This window comes from Gordonia sp. UBA7860 (genome assembly GCF_002500165.1).
GTDB lineage: Bacteria > Actinomycetota > Actinomycetes > Mycobacteriales > Mycobacteriaceae > Gordonia > Gordonia sputi.
In genome coordinates, this window is the sequence record NZ_DLSO01000017.1 from 1 (window position 1) to 18,141 (window position 18,141).

The following is an 18,141-nucleotide window of genomic DNA, read 5'->3' on the forward strand; positions in this document are numbered from 1 at the left end:
GCCGACGAGCCCGCCCCTCCGGCCGACCGATCGCCCGGAGAATCGCGTAGCACCGATGCCGCGGCTCGCCCACCCCAACAGCGGCTTCCTTCACCGGCACCCCGGCATCCACCAGCCTCGCCAACTGGTCACCGAACCGAACACAGTCCTCCTGAAACGACATGATCGCCGCAACCTCTCACCTGAGAGTGTTGCGACGATCATGTGAACCCGCCCGGTTGCGGGGCCGCGGTTATTGTTCTGGGTTTTTCCCGGTCGGCCGCCTAGCACTGCTGCAGACAGAGCCTAAATGTGTGTTGAATCGGTAGATGTGGGTGCTGCAGCACCAACATCCTTCGATTGGACACACATTTACGAAGATCCGAGTAGCAGCCGCCGTCAGGCAACGCCACAGATCGATCCGTCCGCGTGGAGTTCAGCCGGCCTCGCCGAGTCGTCGAATCAGACCGCCGTTTCCCGCGCGCATCATGTGAGAGTGGTTGAGCGCCAACAGCGGACGGCACACTGTCACCAGCCAGACAGGAATCTGCTTGCGGAGGACCACTTCCTGAGTGAAGTCTGCGGTGGTCACGTCGTCCGTCTGCGACACACACCACTGACTCCAGCCGACGAGATCGCCGGCAAGGGTCGCGCGGAGGATTCCGCGTCGGGGATCGCGAACTTGTTCGACCGCACTGACGTACAACGACATCGGGAGAAGGGAACGCAGTCTCGCAGTGCCGGAACGTTCGTCGACGCGGTGGACGTCGTAAACCTGCGGCCACCACAACGGGTAGGCATCGGCGTCGGCCAAGGCGTCGAAGACCGCGGTTCGGGCGAAGGGCAGACTCCAGCGACTCGTCATCCGGAAGAAGCGCGGATCGCCCACGGGTCCAGTGTGATCCACGCACACCGCATCGGCCAGGGCCTACTCAATTCCAGACGCGAGAACTCCCACCGCCAACTCGTGCGGTGGGAGTTCTCGCCCTGTGAGAGTGGTCTGTAGTGAGCTGTTCCGCCTACTACTTCGGTGGCATCCGGATTCCGCCGTCGACGCGGACGACCTCGGCGTTCATGTAGGAGTTGCTGACCAACTCGATGACCATCGAGGCGAGTTCGTCGGGCTCACCGAGACGCTTCGGGAACAGGACGTTCTTGCCGAGGTTGGCCTTGAATGCGTCGGAGTCGGGGCCCGAGCCGTAGATCGGGGTGTCGATCAGGCCGGGTGCCACGGTGTTGACGCGGATGCCGACGGCCGACAGGTCGCGCGCGACCGGGAGCGTCATGCCCACGACGCCACCCTTCGACGACGAGTACGCGGCCTGACCGATCTGTCCGTCGAATGCCGCGACGCTGGCCATCGACACGATCGCGCCGCGCTCTCCGGTCTCGGTGGGCTCGAGGCGGCTCATCGCGGTGGCCGCGAGACGAATTGCGTCGAAGGTGCCGATCAGATTGATCGCGATGACCTTCTTGTACGCGTCGAGGTTGTGGGCCGAGGCGAACTCGCCGTCCTTGCCGACGGTGCGCTGCGCCCAGCCGATGCCCGCCGAGTTGACCAGCACACGGAGCGGGCCGAGCTCGCTCGCCTGATTGACAGCGGTCTCGATCTCGGCGGTGTCGGTGACGTCCACCGAGACGAACTCGCCGCCCACTTCCTTGGCCAGCAGTCCGCCCTTGTCGGCGTTGAGGTCGGCGACGACGACCTTCGCGCCCTTGGCGGCCAACTGGCGAACCACTGCGGCGCCGATACCCGACGCCCCACCCGTCACGATTGCACTTGCTCCGTTGATATCCACGTGGCCAGCCTACGACGAACTGTGTCGCGGATAACAGCGGGGCCGAGCGATCGCTCGGGAGCACGAATCGTCAGAGGCTCACGACGCCCGATCGGTTCACGGAGCCCGATCGGTGAACATGGCGACGAGAAGGTCGCGCCGCCGCGAGCCCAGTGCGGGATCGAGTCGGTGCCGACGAGCGAGCGTGCACATGCCGTGCAGGGAAGACCACAGCTCACTGCAGACGACAGCACTCGTCGCGCTCGTAGTCGCCGTTTCCCTGGCGTGAAATACCCGACGCGAGATACCCAGTCGACGCTCTCGAGCGCACAGTCGATGGTCAGACGCAGCGGATGATCGGCTCGGGGTCGTACTTCACGGTGCGTGTGTGTCTGTTGATCTCGGCGCCGGTGACGGCGTCGGAGATGACCCGGGTGTTCGACGTCGTGAAGCCGCGAATCCCGTTGTCGGCCAAGCATTCGTCACCGCGAGGCAACTCGACGACCGAGGGTGAGGTGTAGGCGTAGCGGTCGCCGGTGATCGACTCGACGTCGACCGTCTTGGTGCTCCACATGCGCACGATCACACTCGAGGGCGTCCATCCGGTCTCGATCAGGATTCCGTGGCGGGTGTTGTTCCGGAAGACGAGATCGATCGCGCCCTCGAAGACCGTCGCCTCACGCGCCTCCGGGTACCGCGAGATGTAGTAGCTGTGCTCGGTGTGGTCGACATCCTCGAGGCCCGCGAAGTACGACGCGTTGTACAGCGTGGTCGCGAACTGCGAGATCCCACCGCCGACCGCCTTCGACGGCCTGCCGTGATCGATGATCGTCGACGTGACGTAACCCTGCGCCTCACCGCGTGGACCGGTGTAGGAGTTCAACGAGAACGTCTCGCCCGGGAGCACCACGGCGCCGTCGACCTGCTCGGCCACCAGCCGGATGTTCTCGCCCGACGCCGACGAGAAGTCGCCCGTGGTGAACTCCGAGACCACTTCCTTCACACCGAGGCTCTTGGCCTTGTCGGTCGTCACCTTCGGTTTGCGTACCTGGTAGGTGGCGCTCACGGTGTCGGGGCGATCGTCGGCGAGCGCGGCGTCGACGATGGTCTGTGTTGTCTTTCGCCAGTCGATGCGTGCGCCGTCGCGGGCGGGCACCACCTGTGGGCTGCCGCCGCTCAGACGGAACGTCGCGCTGACCGGGGCCCGCTCGGTACGGGCGAGATCTGCGCCTACACGCTTCGACACCGCCTTCTCGTCGGCGCGTACGACGAGCCCGCCGCGACCGTCAGCCTCGAAGCGCAGCACCGAGCCGAGGTCGTCGGGGCTCAACCGGGTGCGCGCGCCGTCGGTTCCGGTGATCGCCAGCGACGCCGACGTCGCGCGGGTGGCCGGACCGTCGACAGTTCGACGCACCGTCTCCGCCGATACCGTCGGCGAGAACGGCTCCATGGGGAGGTCGATCGGGCCGGCGTCGTCAAGCCAATGATCGGCGAGCTCATCGGCAGCACGCTCACGTACGACGCGCAGACCCTTGCTCGGCATCTCGGCGACCGGAGTGGCACCGCGATACCGAACACCGCCCTCGACGGCGGCCTTCTCCAAGTCGGCCTTGCGCGCATCGAGCGTCGAGTTCAAGCGTGAGCGATCGACGTGGACGACCGGCTCGACGTCCTGGCTACGTCCGAACAGCGACGCAATGCGGTCGAAAAGACTCCGCGGTTGCCGCATCAGACGCTCGGTGGTCGCGTCGGCGTCGAAAGACAGCCCGAGTTCGTGCGGCGCCACCGCCGCGGTTCCCGACGGGGTCCTGATCGTGACGGGCTGCACGGCTCGCTTCTGCAGCTGCGTGAGCGCCGGGGTCAACTGAGTGCGTGAGAGGTTTCCGACGTCGAGGCCCGCCGTGGTCGCGCCGCGGGCCGAATGCGAACTCGTGACGACCAGATCGACGGCCAGAACCAAAGATGTGAGAAGCACCACACCGGTGATCAGTCGCGCACCGACACGTCGACGACGTGCGGAGGCGGTGAACACTTTGTCAGTCATACAGGACATTTCAGACGCGGGCGAGGTGGGCTCCGCTCGCTCCGTCAGGTCGAGCTCCGGGAGTGGGCGCTTCTGACCTGGGAAAAGCAGGCGCTCCGGTTGAGCTGTCGGGTCGGGGGTCTGACAGCTCAACCGGAGCTAACACGTATATCTACCCTGCTTCCCGATTCGTTACAGCCCGTTGGAAAACCTTTGACCGAACTGACAGGAAGGATGGTTCTCTAGGGAGGCTCGGTAGGGAGGCCTCGGTGGGAAGGCCTCGGTAGGAAGGCCTCGGTAGGAAGCCTCAGCCCTCGATGATCGCGGTGACGCCCTGGCCGCCCGCGGCACAGATCGAGATGAGCGCGCGTCCGCCACCGTTGGCCTTGATCTGCTTGGCAGCTTGGGCCACGATCCGACCACCGGTCGCCGCGAACGGATGGCCCGCCGCCAACGAGGAGCCGTTGACGTTGAGCTTGCTGCGGTCGATCGAGCCGAGCGCGGAGTCGAGTCCGAGTCGCTCCTTGCAGTACTCCTCGCTCTCGAACGCCTGCAGCGTGGCGAGGACGACCGACGCGAACGCCTCGTGGATCTCGTAGAAGTCGAAGTCCTGCAGCGTCAGGCCGTTGCGCTTGAGCAGACGCGGGATCGCGTAGGTGGGAGCCATGAGCAGTCCGTCGGGTCCGTTGACGTAGTCGACGGCCGCGGTCTCGGAGTCGACGAAGTAGGCCAGCACCGGCAGGCCCTTCTCCTGTGCCCACTCGTCGGACGAGAGCAGCACGGTCGACGCACCGTCGGTGAGCGGCGTCGAATTGCCTGCGGTCATCGTGGCGTCACCCAGCGAGACACCGAAGACCGGCTTGAGCTTGGCGAGCTTCTCGACGGTCGAGTCGCCGCGCAGGTTCTGGTCGCGCATCAGGCCCTGGTACGGGGTGATCAGGTCGTCGAAGAAGCCCGCGTCGTAGGCGGCTGCCATCTTCTGGTGGCTCGCCGCGGCCAGTGCATCCTGGTCGGCGCGCTTGATGCCGAATTCCTTGGCGGTGATGGCCGCATGCTCGCCCATCGACATGCCGGTGCGCGGCTCGCCGTTCTTGGGAATCTCGATACCGAGATTGGGCAGCGCCTTCAGAATCCCGAGCACCTGGTCCTTGGGCGACCGCGCACGGTTGACCTCCAGCAGCGACAGTCGCAGGTCCTCAGAGACACCGATCGGGGCGTCGGACGTGGTGTCGACGCCGCCACCGACCGCGACGTCGTAGCGACCGCGCGCGATGCCGTCCGCGACAGCCGTGATCGCCTGCAGGCCGGTGCCGCACGCCTGCTGGATGTCGAAGGCCGGGGTGTACGGCGAGAGCGGCGATCCGAGCACGCATTCGCGGATGAGATTGAAATCACGCGAGTGCTTGAGGACCGCACCGCCCGCGACCATGCCGAGGCGCTCGCCCTGGAGGTTGAAGCGGCTGACCAGGCCGTCGAGGGCCGCGGTGAACATGTCTTGGTTGCCGACCTTGGCGTATGCCTTGTCCTGGCGTGCGAACGGAATGCGGTTGCCGCCGAGGATCGCGACCGGACGCTCGTCGCGAGTCTTGGGTGTGTAAGCCACTTGGATCTCCCAGGGATGAGGGTTGACACTTATAGCGTATTCTTACTCCAGAGTAAGTTAGTTGTCGAACTGCTGCGGACCCCGGGTCCGTCGACTACCCGACAACCGACTCATCGATTCACCTGCACATGAGCCGCACATCACGATCAGAGGAGATTCACGTGGCTTCCAACGGAACCGCCGGTCTGTATTCGAGTTTTGTCCATTCCGGCCCCGGATCGTTCATTGCCAAGCAGGCAGGACTCCCGGTGCCCCCGAAACTGCGTCGCTACAAGCCGTCGGAGCCGCCGCTTCCGGGTCCGGTGCTGCTCGGCGGCGACGGCCGACTCGTCGAGCCGGTCCGCGAGATCCTCTCCACTCCTGACTACACCCTGATCCACAACGCGACCACGGGTCGCAGCGCCGACAAGTACGGCGGCCTGGTCTTCGATGCGACGGGCATCAAGAAGGCAGCCGACCTCAGCGCGCTGTACGAGTTCTTCCAGCCGGTCATGCGCTCGACGGCGGCCTGCGCGCGATTCGTCGTGCTCGGCACCACTCCCGAGCTCATCGACGACCCCGACGAGCACGTCGCCCAGCGCGCGCTCGAGGGCTTCACGCGGTCGCTCGGCAAGGAGTTGCTGAAGGGGTCGACCGTTCAGCTCGTCTACGTCTCCCCCGACGCCAAGACCGGTGTCACGGGACTCGAGTCGACGCTGCGCTTCGTGCTCTCGGCCAAGTCGGCGTTCGTCGATGCCCAGGTGATCCGCGTCGACGCCGACGATTCGGTCGCTCCCGCCAACTGGGACAAGCCGCTCGACGGCAAGGTCGCGGTTGTCACCGGTGCCGCGCGCGGTATCGGCGCGACCATCGCCGAGGTGCTGGCACGTGACGGCGCCCACGTGATCTGCGCCGACATCCCCGCCGCCGGTGAAGCACTCGCCGAGACCGCGAACAAGGTCAACGGCACCGCATTCCCGCTCGACGTGAGCGCACCCGACGCCGGCAGCAAGCTCGCCGAGCACGCACTCGAGCGTCACGGCGGCATCGACATCATCGTCAACAACGCCGGAATCACGCGCGACAAGCTGCTCGCCAACATGGACGAGGGCCGCTGGAACTCTGTGATCTCGGTCAATCTCGTTGCGCCGCAGTCACTTGTGAACGCGCTCATCGAGTCCGATGCGCTGCGCTCCGGCGGCGCCGTCGTGGACGTCAGCTCCATCGCGGGCATCGCGGGCAATCGCGGCCAGACCAACTACGGCGCGTCGAAGGCAGGCGTCATCGGCCTCGTCGACGCGTACTCGCCGCTCCTCAAGAAGAAGGGCATCACCATCAACGCGGTGGCGCCAGGCTTCATCGAGACCAAGATGACCGCGGCGATTCCGCTCGCCACCCGTGAGGCCGGCCGTCTGATGAGCTCGCTGCAGCAGGGCGGCCAGACCGTCGACGTCGCGGAGACCGTCGCCTACTTCGCCAACCCGGCGAGCAATGCCATCACCGGCAACGTGGTTCGCGTCTGCGGCCAGGGATTCCTGGGGGCCTGATGAGCAAGACGATCACACTCGACGGCCCTCCGAGCACGCTCGACGTGTATTCGAAGGCCGTCACCGCCATGCTGCCGGTGATCGGCAAGTCGGGGTCGGTGCGTCCCGACACTCCGCTACCGGACAGGCGATATCGCCTCGAGAACGTGCGTGTCGACCCCGACCGCCTGCACGCGTATACGCTCGCGACCGGACAGCAGTACGGTCCGGTGCTACCGATCACGTACCCGTTCGTGCTGCAGTTCCCGCTCGCGATGAAGATCATGACCGACGGCGACTTCCCTTTCGGCGCAGTCGGTTCGGTGCATCTGGAAAACACCATCGAACGGTTCCGTCCGATCGGCGTCGACGAGCCGCTGACCATCGAGACGCATGCCGAGAATCTGCGCGAACACCGCAAGGGCATTCTCGTCGACATGGTGTCGGAGTTCAGCGTCGGCACCGAGCCGGTGACGCGCCAGGTGGCGACTTTCCTCTCGCAGCAGCGCACCAGCCTGTCCGACGAACCACGCGGCCCCGCGCCGCGTGAACAGGCTCCGCCGCCGCCGAACGCGATCCTGTCGGTTGATCTCGGCCGCATCCGCGAGTACGCCGCGGCATCGGGTGACCGCAATCCGATCCACATGAGCGATCTGAGCGCCAAGGCGTTCGGATTCCCCAAGGCCATCGCGCACGGAATGTGGAGTGCCGCAGCAGCAATCGCCAACGTCGAGCCGCAGCTGCCCGACCACGTCACCTACGCCGTGAAGTGGGGTAAGCCGATCCTGCTTCCGGCGAAGGTCAACCTCTATGTCCGACGCATCGACGGGGTCGGCGGGAAATCGTCCGGCAACTTCGACATCGCGATCCTCAACCGGCGCAAGGGTTATCCGTACCTGACCGCCACCACGCGAGGGGCGTGACCATCGCGGGCGGGTAACAGCACCAGAACTGCCGCTTCTCCGGGGTATCGGGGAGGCGGCAGTTTTGTGTTGCGACGCGGGTCGAGGACTGGTTGAGAGATTCGACCGACGTGAGACGTGCGGTCGCTACGCCGTGGCACCCTCGTCGCCGACGCCACCGCCCCGGCCGACGCCCTTCAGTCCGCGCCAGGTGATACCGACCAAAAGGTCTGTGGCAGTGTCGATATCGACATCGCCCTCCGAAATGCGGTCTGCGACAGCCTCTCCCGCACCGACGAGTGCAACAGCGGTCAGTTCGAAGTCGACGTCACTCGCGCCCTCGACCGTGGTGCCGCGTCGAATCAGTTCGGCGACCATGTCGGTGACGCGGTCGCGGCTGTCGCGGACGATCTGCGCGAAGTTGGCCGTGCCGATCGCCACGCGATAGAGCACCTTCCACGACTGCCGGTGCTGGTCGACGTATCCCAAGAACTCGCGGACCACGGTTCGGGCCTGATCGCGCTGTCGCAGAGTGGGATCGAAGCCGATCGCCATCGCGTCGATGAATCGTCCGGACTCACGCGCGATGCAGGCACTGAAGAGTTCGTCCTTGGAGCCGTAGTACAGGTAGAGCATCGGCTTGCTTATTTGAGCCTCTGCCGCGATCGAGTCCATCGACGTCTCGCGGAACCCGTTCTCTGAGAACACCTTCACCGCGGCGTCGAGCATCTGTTGCTCGCGAACCGCGCGCGGGAGACGCTTGGTTCCGCCTGCCATCGCTCATCTCCTCCGTGCGGCGCTGCCTACATGTGGGTTACCCAACAACTTTACCAGTGAGTAAGTTTCCCGGCGGCACAACCGGCACCGCCTACGAGATGTGCTCTGCCTCATTCCTGATTGCGAATGCGCAACACTCAGCAGCCCTACCCACGTCAGCGGCCCTCACCACCTCAGCAGTGCAGCACGCCCTTGGCCCGCAGAATCCGCACGACGGATCGGTCGACGCGAGCCTGCGTGAGCGTACCGGCGGTCACGGCGCTCTGCATCGAGTCGAGCACCGACGAGACGCGGTCGGTGGTGATCCACAGCGCGATGTCGCCACCGGCCTTGATCGACATCAGCGCGGCCTGCTCGATGGGGTAGCGCTCGCTGATCGCGGCCATGCCCGACAGGTCGTCGGAGAACACGACTCCGTTGAACGCAGGACCGCCGTAGGGCTTGCCCGTGCGCAGCATGGTCATCGCACGGGGACTGATGCTCGACGGCGTCTCCGGACCGGTCAGTCCCGGCACGATCAGGTGTCCGACCATCACACCCGCGTTTCCGGGGTTGCGCAGCAGCGTCTTGTACGGCACGAGGTCGCTGGTGATGAGCGACGACAGCGGCGGTGTGCGCACGACCCCGGTGTGCGAGTCGCCCGAGCCGTGCCCGTGGCCGGGGAAGTGTTTGTAGACGGGCATGATGCCCGCGTCCTCGAGCCCGGCGGCAAACGCGCCCGCATACTGCGTGACGACCTGCGGATCGTTGCTGAACGAACGATCACCGATCACCTCGTCGGCGCTCTCGTCGCTCACATCGGCGTCGGGCGCGAAGTCGACGGTGATTCCGAGCCGCTTGAGCTGACCGCCGATCGACGCCGCAAAGGTGCGCACCTGGGCGGGAGTCTTGGTCTGGGCCAGCTCGCGCGCCGACGGACTGTCGATACCCAGCGACGACAACCGCGACACGCGGCCACCCTCCTGGTCGACGGTCACCATCAGCGGGAATGGCTGCGAGCGTGACAGTCGGGCGGCGGCGCCGCTGGTCAGGATCGACTTGTCGGTCCAACTCCCGACGAAGATGCCGCCGATGTGCTCGCGTTGCACCACCTGCGTGGCGTCGGCGGTTCCCGTGACGCCGACGACGATGAGCTGAGCGAGTTTCTGTCGCAACGTCATTCTTGACAGCTCCGAAGCACCACACGCATTGGGTGCCATTGCAGGCGACGACGCGGACGCGGGCACGCTCTGCGATGCGGGAGTCGACGCGTACGCCGACGTCGTCGACGATCCGCCACCGGACGAACTGGTCTGGCATGCCGTCAGCGTTGCGGCGACCGCGAGCACGACACCAGCCGTCCGGACACCTGTGAAACGTCGTCGATCAAGGCCCATGTACCGAGTCTGGCATGTACGATTCCCACATGGCTGCGGGGTCGTCACCCTCCCCCACCGGCCCACTTGGCCCCGGTGGCGCTGACCAGCGCGAAAAGATCCAACCTTCCCGTTCCGGCCAGACTCTGCTGATCGCATACGACGGCTCTCCGAACGCCGATCGCGCCATCCGATACGCAGCACGCTTCCTCCAGGCCCGCGTGGCGCACGTCGTCACCGCGTGGGAGCCCGGTGCGATGAGCGCTCCCCGGGTCTCGTCGTTGGCGGCAGGAATGCAGCCGTATCTGGACACAAGGGCAGAAATCGAAGTCGACGAGGCGCTCGAGCGAGAGGCGACCGAGACCAACGCGCGCGGCGTCGCACTCGCGACCGAGTGGGGTTTGGAGGCCACGGGAACCCTGGTCGAAGCCGATTCGACGGTGTGGGCGGCACTCATCGCGGCCGCCGACTCGTTGGACGCCGATCTGCTGGTGACCGGTACCCGCGGCGCCACCGGCTTCAAAGCGCTCCTTCGCTCGTCCGTCGCAGAACGCGTACTCAAGCACTGTCACCGTCCGGTTTTCATCGTCCCCGCCAAGTGCGAGTCCGAGCCACGCCCAGAGATCACCATCTGAGGTTGACCGGCGAAATGGTAGTTTCGTCCGCATGCGCAACAACCGACTGATCGCCGGAGCCGTGGCTGGTATCGCCGGCATCATCGTCGGCCTGGGTGCGGTATTCCTCGGCGGAGCGATCGCGTCGGAGAACAGCCCGTCGACAGACGTCAACAACATCAACCCCAACAGCGGGTTCGTGCAGGGGTCCGTCGACTACGGCTCACGCCAGAACGCCGACAACAAGTGAGCGCACCTCGCATCGGACACTCTCGCATCGAATCACGCAGCATCTGAGGCTCCGCGACCGCTCACTTGGTCAGATGCATTCAGCCGGTCGGATGCGCACTGACGATCAGATGCACACTGACGATCAGGGGCACACTGGCGGCCGCGCGATGAGTCGACGCGGCGTCGGCGTCGTCTTCCTCGTGGCGCTGGCCGTCAGCCTGCTGCAGTCGCCGGGCCGGATCTCCGCCGACACCAAACTCGACCTCACCGCCGACCCGGTCGGCTTCTTGGCCAGGGCTGCTCACCTGTGGACACCGACCGCCCCGATGGGGCAGGTACAGAATCAGGCGTACGGCTACTTCTTCCCGCATGGCGCGTTCTTCGCCGTCGGCGAGTTGGCGCACATTCCGCCGTGGATCACCCAGCGTCTGTGGTGGGCGATCCTGCTGACCGTCGGATTCGTGGGAATCGTGCGTCTCGCCGAACTGCTGCGGACCGGCTCACCGGGTTCACGACTTCTCGCCGCACTGGTCTTCGTCCTGAGCCCGCGGGTGTTGACGACGCTGGGTTCGATCTCGTCGGAGACACTGCCGATGATGCTCGCACCGTGGGTGTTGATCCCTGTGGTGCGGGCGCTCGACGCCGATCAGCCGTCGCCGTATCCGCTGTGGCGCGACGCGTGCCGGTCGGCGGTCGCGGTGGCGCTGATGGGCGCGGTGAACGCCGTGGCCACCCTCGCCGCGCTGGGCGTCGCCGTGGTGTGGTGGGTGATTTCGACAAGCTCAATCAGCGGGCGGAACTCATTCAGCGGGAGAACCCACCCGCTGGTCGAGCCGGGCGCGAGCGGAGCGAGCACCCGAGTCGAGACCACCCGCCGCGGGCTGCGCTTCGGCGTCGCGTGGGCGGGCGCGCTGGTGCTCGCGTGCACGTGGTGGGTGGTGCCGCTACTGATCCTGTCGCGCGTGTCGCCCCCGTTTCTCGACTTCATCGAATCCTCGCGTGTCACAACGGAATGGACGTCGCTCACCGAGGTGCTGCGCGGCACCAGTTCGTGGACTCCGTTCGTCTCGCCCGAGCGCATCGCGGGAGCCGTGCTGACGACACAGCCCGCGGCTGTGCTCGCCACCGGGACACTCGCGGCAGCGGGACTTGCCGGACTGTGCATGCGCCGCATACCGTTTCGCGGACGCTGGGTCGCCATTCTCGTCGTCGGCCTCGTCCTGATGTGCGTGGGCTATGCCGGTGGCCTGGGCTCACCGATCGCAGAACCGATCCGAGTCTTCCTCGACGGCCCCGGCGCCTTTCTCCGCAACATCCACAAGTTCGAGCCGTTCATCAGAATCCCGTTGGTCCTCGGATTCGCGCATTTACTCGCGCGCGTTCCACTACCCGGTACGGCGTCGGCACGAGAGACGTTCTCCGCGTTCGCACATCCCGAGCGCTCGCGCCCGGTCGCCGCGACCATGGTTCTCGTCGTCGCCCTGATCGGTGCGGGTTCGCTGGTGTGGACCGGGCAGCTGGCCCCGGACGGTACCTACCGCGCGATCCCCGGGTACTGGCAGCAGACCGCCGACTGGCTGCGCGACCATGCCGACGGGGATGACCCCGACGGCAATGATCCCGGCAACTCAGCGAATCCCGGTCGTGCGCTCGTCGTCCCGGGTGCCCCGTTCGCCGATCAGCTCTGGGGACTCACCCGCGACGAACCGCTCCAACCACTCTCGACGACGCCGTGGGCGGTGCGTGACGCCATACCGCTGACCCCGCCGGGGGCCATACGCGCCATGGACTCCGTGCAACGCGACATCGCTGCCGGACGTCCCTCACCAGGCCTCGCCGCGACTCTCGCGGGCCAGGGCATCGACTTCGTCGTCCTACGAGCCGATCTCGACCCGGAGACATCACGGTCGGCCCGCCCCCTGCTCGCCCAGCAGACGCTCACGGGCTCACCCGGTCTTCGTCGTGTTGCGACGTTCGGGCCGCGCGTCGGCCCACCGTCGGCGAGAGGTGTGGTGCGGGACAACGGGTTACGCCCCGACATGCCCGCCATCCAGATCTTCGCGGTCGACCACGGCGGCAACTCCGACGTCGCGTCGTTCCCGGGTACCGGCCCGATACTGACGGACACGGCGTCGACAACCCGCATCTCGGGCGGACCGGAATCGATTGCCGCGGTGCAAGATCTGCGTGCACGACTCGGCATGGCCCCGCTCGGCCCCTCGATTCTCGAGTCCGACGCCGCTCGCGCCGGTCTCGAAAGTGCCCCGCTCGTGGTCACCGACACCCCCGCCGACCGCGAAACCGACTTCGGCCGCGTCGACGACCACAGCTCGGCCATCCGGGCGCCCGGCGATGCACGCAGAACCCAGAATGCCGCGCCCGACTACCCGGTCGACGATCAGCCCCTCGTCGAGGGACAGTGGCTTCTCGACAATGCGCCCGGCGAGGTATCGGTCTCGACGTCGGGCTCGGCGTCGGACGCCACCCAGCCGGGCCAGACGTCGCCCGCGAGTTCGCCTGCCGCCGCGTTCGACGGCGACACGTCGACGGCATGGGCGAGCAGCGGACTGTCGTCTGCGGTCGGGCAATGGATGCGCATCGACTTCACCCGTCCGCGAAGCGATCTCGCCATCCGCCTGACCACGGCGAAGGCGCTCGGCGAAGACGTGTCGTCGATTCTGGTCACCACCGAGGCGGGTACGACGGTTGCGCAGGGCGTCGAGCCGAACAAGCCCGTGACGGTGACCGCACCCAGTGGTCCGACCCGCTGGATTCAGATTCGTGCCATCAGTACCGAGAATGGTTCTGCAGGAAACCAGTTCGCGCTCGGTGAGGTCGCGCTCACCGATCTCTCGTCGGGCATGCCGCTCACCATCCGCCACCGCATGGTGCTACCGACGCTGCAGGCAGATACAAAGGTGTCGAGTTGGGTTCTCTCCCAGGAACTCTCGGGACGGTCGAGCTGTCTACTCGACAACACCCCGGGCGATCGGGCCACCGATGTCGTGAGATGCGCTGGCGGACTGGGCCTCTCACCCGAGACGCTCGGGGTCATGACGCTCGCACTGTCGGTGCCGAAACCGACCAGCGTCACACCCGTGATGGTGCTCCGACCGAAACCAGGCGATGCACTCAACGCACTGCTGGCGCGTCCGGGAGCTGTGACAGCGCGCGGGCCGTCGTCGGTGTCGGATCCGAGAGGCTCGGCACAGGCTGCGGTCGACGGCGATCCGACAACCGTGTGGACCGCCCGCGACGACGACAAGGACGGTGACAAGTCCGGCCGAAAGTCACGCCCCCGCCTCGACATATCGCTGCCCACGGCGCAACGCGTCGACCGCCTGCGCCTCGTGATGCCGCACGACTACCCTGCGGCGCCGACGCGCGTGTCGGTCGACCTCGGAACCGGCCCGCAGGAACACACCGTCGGAAGCGACGGCATCGTCGACCTGAACCCCGCATTCACTGACCATATTTCGCTCACAGTGCTCGCACGACGAGACCTCATCGACGTCAACAGCCTGGGATTCACCAGTGTCGCACCGACCGGGATTGCCGAGGTGCAAGTCGAACCCGCCCCGCAAGCACCTCCGCTCGACGATGCACGCCCGATCTCCGTTGGCTGCAACGGCGGTGTGGGAATCACGGTGTCGGGCCAGGTGGTCGGCATGCAGATCCAGACGACGGCCGGGGCATTGCGCAGAGGCGAGCCGGTCGTCGCACAGCCCTGCACGCCGACCATAGGTCTTGGTGCCGGCGAGCAGGAACTCTCGGCGAATCCGGGCACCGCATTCACCGTCGACACCGTCGGGCTCGACGCAGGCGGCGGCTACGGTACCGCAGCAGCGTCGAATACCTCTGCCACACAGCCGGATTCGACCCAGAAGCCACACGTCCTCACCTGGGCCTCGACGTCGCGTTCGGTACAAATCGACGCCGCCGACGCCGCGCGGCTCCTCGTCGTTCCCGAGAGCGAGAATCCCGGATGGGTTGCGCGACTGGGAGGCACCGAGCTGCGGCCGGTCGTCGTGAACGGCTGGCAGCAGGGGTGGGAGGTTCCGGCCGGATCGTCGGGAACCGTCGCTCTCGAGTTCCGCTACGACACGCCTTACCGCTGGGCCCTGCTCGTCGGGTTCGTCTTGCTCGCAGTGCTTTTCGTTCTTGCGCTATGGCCGATCCGCACGCGACGAGAACCCGAGACGGCACCAGAGCCGACCGTCGAGTCGTCGTCGACGCCGCTCGCGACGTGTGCGTGTGCCGGTGCCGGCTGGCTGGCGGCGTCCTGGCTACTGGCGGGGTGGTGGGGTCTTGCGATCTCCGTCGTCGTCGGCGCAGCCGTTGCGGCGCTGAGCCCGAGAGCGCGGGTGGTACTGCCCTTTGTGGCGATGCTTGTGGCGACCGTCGGACTCGCAGCGGCTCCGTGGCATGCCGAGTCCGGATACAACGGATTCGCGTGGTGGGTTCAGCTTCCCGCGTTCGTCGCGGTAGCGAGCACTGTCTTCTCGGCGCTCGTCTCGGACGTGCCGGAGTCGTGGCGAGACACGCTTTTTCGCTGGCTGCGCGCGGCAGGTGTCGCCCCTCGACGCCGCGCTTCCCGAGAGCGCAGCCAGTTGCGCGACGGCTCCTCGATGAAGGCGTAACTCGCCGCCGAGATCCCGATGCTGAGGATCGCGGTGATGATCCAGACCACTGCGGTGTGGCCGGTGAACGGAACGATCCCGAACAGCCCGAACACCACCGCGAGTACGGCGACGTGCCAGATGAAGATGCCGTACGACCACCGCCCGAGCGCGAGCATTGCCGGCGAGGTCAGGAACGGGAACGGGCGGTCGGAGACCCTGGCCAGCACTCCCGCCCGACCATCCGAGCAGATCAGCGGGGCGAGCAGCGTGAAACCGCAGATCGCACCCAGCGCCATCTTCACGGCGAACTGCCACGGCGCGAGAACTCCCAGCCCCGTCGGGCCCGCGATAGGTGTGCACGCGAGCCCGTACGCGACGACGAACACGACGAGCATGAGCCTGCGTCGTGCGCCGACCGCCGCGACCACCCGCGTGAAGCGAGTCGGCTGGCCCAGTTCGTCGGCGCCCGCGACCTCGGCGAGCACCAGGCCCGCGACGAACCACGGGAGATGTCCGAGCACCCAGTTGGTCGGTTCGACGCCGTCGGGTGTCGGAAGCAGTTCGGCGATCCATCCCCAGCTCAGGCTCACCGCACCGAGCGCGAGCAGCACGGGGATACGGGCCGACACGCTGCGGCCGCGCAGTGCGAACAACGCGAAGCCGAGGATCGGGAGCAGGAGATAGAACGCGACCTCGACCGAGAGGCTCCACATCTGGGTCAGACCCGCGGTCAGCGACAGCGGCACAAAGACCTGCGTGAGCGTGAGATTGGCGAACCACACCGTCGCGTCGGCTCCCTGCGCCTCGGGCAGCAGAGTCAACACGACGACCACGACGACGAGGTAGGCGGGCCAGATGCGCACCACACGGTGGCGCAGATAGCGGCGTATCGGCGGATGCGCCGCGTGAGCCGACCGGCCCGCACTCGACCAGCCGTGCGCGCTCGCCACCCACGGCCGCCACAGCAGAAACCCCGACAGCGCGAAGAACAGCGCGACCGCGAGGTCGAGTCTGCCGAGGATCGGGCCGAGCACCGGAAGCGCGACGGCACCCGTCTGGAAGGCGACGTGCGTGGTGAGCACCCCAAGCGCAGCCACCGCGCGCATGCCCTCGAGCTGCGGAAAGAACCTGGGCGCCGGTCGACTCGACGACGGGGCGCTCTGCGTCGTCGATGGGTCTGGCATCAGGCCAGGATACGGGCCATCGCGCGGCGCGTATCCGGCCAGCGAACCGACACCCGCACCGACACCCGAGAGGCGAACAACAGGCGAACAGTAGTGTCGTGCCCATGTCGCAGGCCCGGAACCCGAGCCGTTTCAGCACGGCCGACCTCATCGGGCCGACTCTCATCTTTCTCGGCGCCTTCTTGATCGCGGTGACCATCGCGTTGCCGACGCTGTTCGTCGACCGCCTCCGCACCATCCCGCTCAGCACCGACCAGACCACGGTGTCGACGGCAGGCATGTCCGACGACGAGCACGCGCAGATCCTTGACCGCTGCTCGCTGAACACCCCGCGCGCACGTGTCCTCGACGCGACCCTCGTGCGCCAGCAACGCGTCGTGGCGGTGCGTCCCGCCGACTCGCGACGGGTCACGCTGCAGGCCGGCGCATCGGTGCAGGCCGACCGCATCTGGCTCGACGGGAAGGAATCCGAGTCCGACGCCGCGCGACCGGGCAGCGAGGTCGCGCCCACCGCGGGTGCCGACGCGTGCACCTCGCCGACGGTGTCGGCGGTCCGGGACCGCGTCACGCTCAACCGTCACTCCGCGCTGCCCGATCTCGGCGCCGTCGGCGGAACGCGGGGTAACTCCGAGATCCAGTACGACAGCAACTCCGCACCGGTCCAGGCGCCGGATCGTCGTGGCTACACCTACGTGCTGCCCTTCGATCCGCCGACGTCGGGCGCGCGGTACTTCGACGTCACCACGCGTCGCACCGTCCCCCTCGTCGACGCCGGGGAGTCACAGGTCGGCGGCCGCACCGCGATCCGGTACCGCGCCGAGATTCCCGACACCGACCTCGCCGCCATCGGCTCCGGAACCCCCTCGGGTACCCCGGCCACGCGCATCACGCGACCGGCGTCGTGGTTCGGCATCTCCGACGGTGACCCGAACCGGCAGATCACCGCGACACTGCACCATCGGGCGAAGTGGGACATCTCGGTCGACGCCGCGACTGGCGTGATCCTCGACGAACGCGTCGACGTCGCACAGACCTACCGCGTTGCCGGTTCTGATGGCCCAGACTCCGGTGTCGCGCTCACCAATCTGCGCGCGACGTTCGGCTTCGACTCCCCGACGCAGCGCACGATGGCCGACGACGCGGCGTCGCTCGCCGGACCCGTCACCATCTGGGGTCGCGTGGTGCCACTGATCGCGGGCATCGTCGGCGTGCTGGCGCTGATCGCGGGTGCGCTGCTCACGTTCCCTGGTCGGTGGCAGCGCTGGGTCGTCGATCACCGGCCACGCCGTCGGAGGAACGACGACCAACCGCGCCGTCGGAGGGACGACGATACGGAGTCCGATGCGAAAAACGAAGAGCCACAAGAGTTGTCGTGACCGCAGAGAGGGTAGCCGCGACGGCGGCGATCACCGCGAGGCGTATCACGCTGTGCCCGAGAAGAAGGATCGCGGCCGCCTCGATGGCGAGGAAAAGCCAGGCGAGGACCGAGATTCGGGTGCGGTCGTGCGCAATGGCCGCGAGCAGCGCCACCTGTAACACCGCGAACGCCGCGCCGGTGAAGGCAAACA

The 18,141-nt window shown here is 66.9% G+C and carries 13 protein-coding genes and 1 pseudogene; 7 read left to right on the top strand and 7 right to left on the bottom strand.

Translation table 11 applies throughout. The features are described 5' to 3' along the window. Nucleotides 1–415: 415 nt before the first annotated feature. The 4 genes from B3T59_RS02585 to B3T59_RS02600 all read right to left on the bottom strand — a co-directional run bounded on the left by B3T59_RS02585 (nt 416) and on the right by B3T59_RS02600 (nt 5,383). Complete coding sequence (locus tag B3T59_RS02585) at nt 416–868, bottom strand: hypothetical protein (protein ID WP_287001422.1); 453 nt, start codon at nt 866–868, stop codon at nt 416–418. 133 nt (nt 869–1,001) lie between these two features. Next, nucleotides 1,002–1,778, bottom strand: a complete 777-nt coding sequence (locus B3T59_RS02590) for an SDR family NAD(P)-dependent oxidoreductase (protein ID WP_064861972.1) — start codon at nt 1,776–1,778, stop codon at nt 1,002–1,004. A 319-nt stretch (nt 1,779–2,097) separates the two neighbouring features. Next, entirely contained in the window at nt 2,098–3,801 is a 1,704-nt protein-coding gene (locus tag B3T59_RS02595) for a VanW family protein (protein WP_287001423.1), read from the bottom strand. Between the two features lie 286 nt (nt 3,802–4,087). After that, nucleotides 4,088–5,383 (bottom strand): acetyl-CoA C-acetyltransferase, encoded by a 1,296-nt coding sequence (locus B3T59_RS02600; protein ID WP_287001424.1) that lies wholly within the window; start codon nt 5,381–5,383, stop codon nt 4,088–4,090. A gap of 161 nt (nt 5,384–5,544) precedes the next feature. On the opposite strand from B3T59_RS02600, the gene B3T59_RS02605 reads away from it, so the two are divergent. Both B3T59_RS02605 and B3T59_RS02610 read left to right on the top strand, forming a co-directional pair. Then, nucleotides 5,545–6,909, top strand: coding sequence for a 3-oxoacyl-ACP reductase (locus tag B3T59_RS02605; protein WP_287001425.1), 1,365 nt, complete (start codon nt 5,545–5,547; stop codon nt 6,907–6,909). After that, nucleotides 6,909–7,811, top strand: coding sequence for a MaoC family dehydratase (locus tag B3T59_RS02610; RefSeq protein WP_064861970.1), 903 nt, complete (start codon nt 6,909–6,911; stop codon nt 7,809–7,811). The genes B3T59_RS02605 and B3T59_RS02610 overlap by 1 nt, the downstream gene beginning before the upstream one ends. Nucleotides 7,812–7,937: 126 nt before the next feature. Here B3T59_RS02610 and B3T59_RS02615 read toward each other — a convergent pair whose 3' ends face one another. Then, on the bottom strand, nt 7,938–8,567 hold the full coding sequence (locus tag B3T59_RS02615) for a TetR/AcrR family transcriptional regulator (protein ID WP_064861969.1): 630 nt from the start codon (nt 8,565–8,567) through the stop codon (nt 7,938–7,940). A gap of 173 nt (nt 8,568–8,740) precedes the next feature. Beyond that, nucleotides 8,741–9,943 carry a glycoside hydrolase family 3 N-terminal domain-containing protein gene (locus tag B3T59_RS02620; protein ID WP_287001426.1) on the bottom strand — a complete coding sequence of 401 codons (1,203 nt, stop codon included), beginning with the start codon at nt 9,941–9,943 and terminating at the stop codon, nt 8,741–8,743. A 14-nt stretch (nt 9,944–9,957) separates the two neighbouring features. On the opposite strand from B3T59_RS02620, the gene B3T59_RS02625 reads away from it, so the two are divergent. The 3 genes and pseudogenes from B3T59_RS02625 to B3T59_RS24650 form a co-directional block, all read left to right on the top strand. Beyond that, nucleotides 9,958–10,557 carry a universal stress protein gene (locus B3T59_RS02625; RefSeq protein WP_287001427.1) on the top strand — a complete coding sequence of 200 codons (600 nt, stop codon included), beginning with the start codon at nt 9,958–9,960 and terminating at the stop codon, nt 10,555–10,557. 31 nt (nt 10,558–10,588) lie between these two features. After that, entirely contained in the window at nt 10,589–10,786 is a 198-nt protein-coding gene (locus tag B3T59_RS02630) for a DUF2613 domain-containing protein (protein ID WP_287001428.1), read from the top strand. 148 nt (nt 10,787–10,934) lie between these two features. Further along, nucleotides 10,935–14,345 (top strand): annotated as a pseudogene (locus tag B3T59_RS24650) (alpha-(1->3)-arabinofuranosyltransferase); the annotation flags it as partial. 884 nt (nt 14,346–15,229) lie between these two features. On the opposite strand, the gene B3T59_RS02640 reads toward B3T59_RS24650, so the two are convergent. Continuing rightward, nucleotides 15,230–16,573: an acyltransferase gene (locus B3T59_RS02640; protein ID WP_313318516.1), complete on the bottom strand. Its 1,344-nt coding sequence runs from the start codon at nt 16,571–16,573 to the stop codon at nt 15,230–15,232. Between the two features lie 104 nt (nt 16,574–16,677). Between B3T59_RS02640 and B3T59_RS02645 the strand changes: the two genes are divergently transcribed. Beyond that, the gene (locus tag B3T59_RS02645) at nt 16,678–17,949 is read left to right on the top strand and encodes a DUF3068 domain-containing protein (RefSeq protein ID WP_287001430.1); all 1,272 of its coding nucleotides are present in this window, start codon (nt 16,678–16,680) and stop codon (nt 17,947–17,949) included. After that, a partial coding sequence (locus tag B3T59_RS02650; protein WP_287001431.1) for a hypothetical protein occupies nt 17,946–18,141 on the top strand: 196 nt, incomplete at its 3' end. The genes B3T59_RS02645 and B3T59_RS02650, both read left to right, overlap by 4 nt.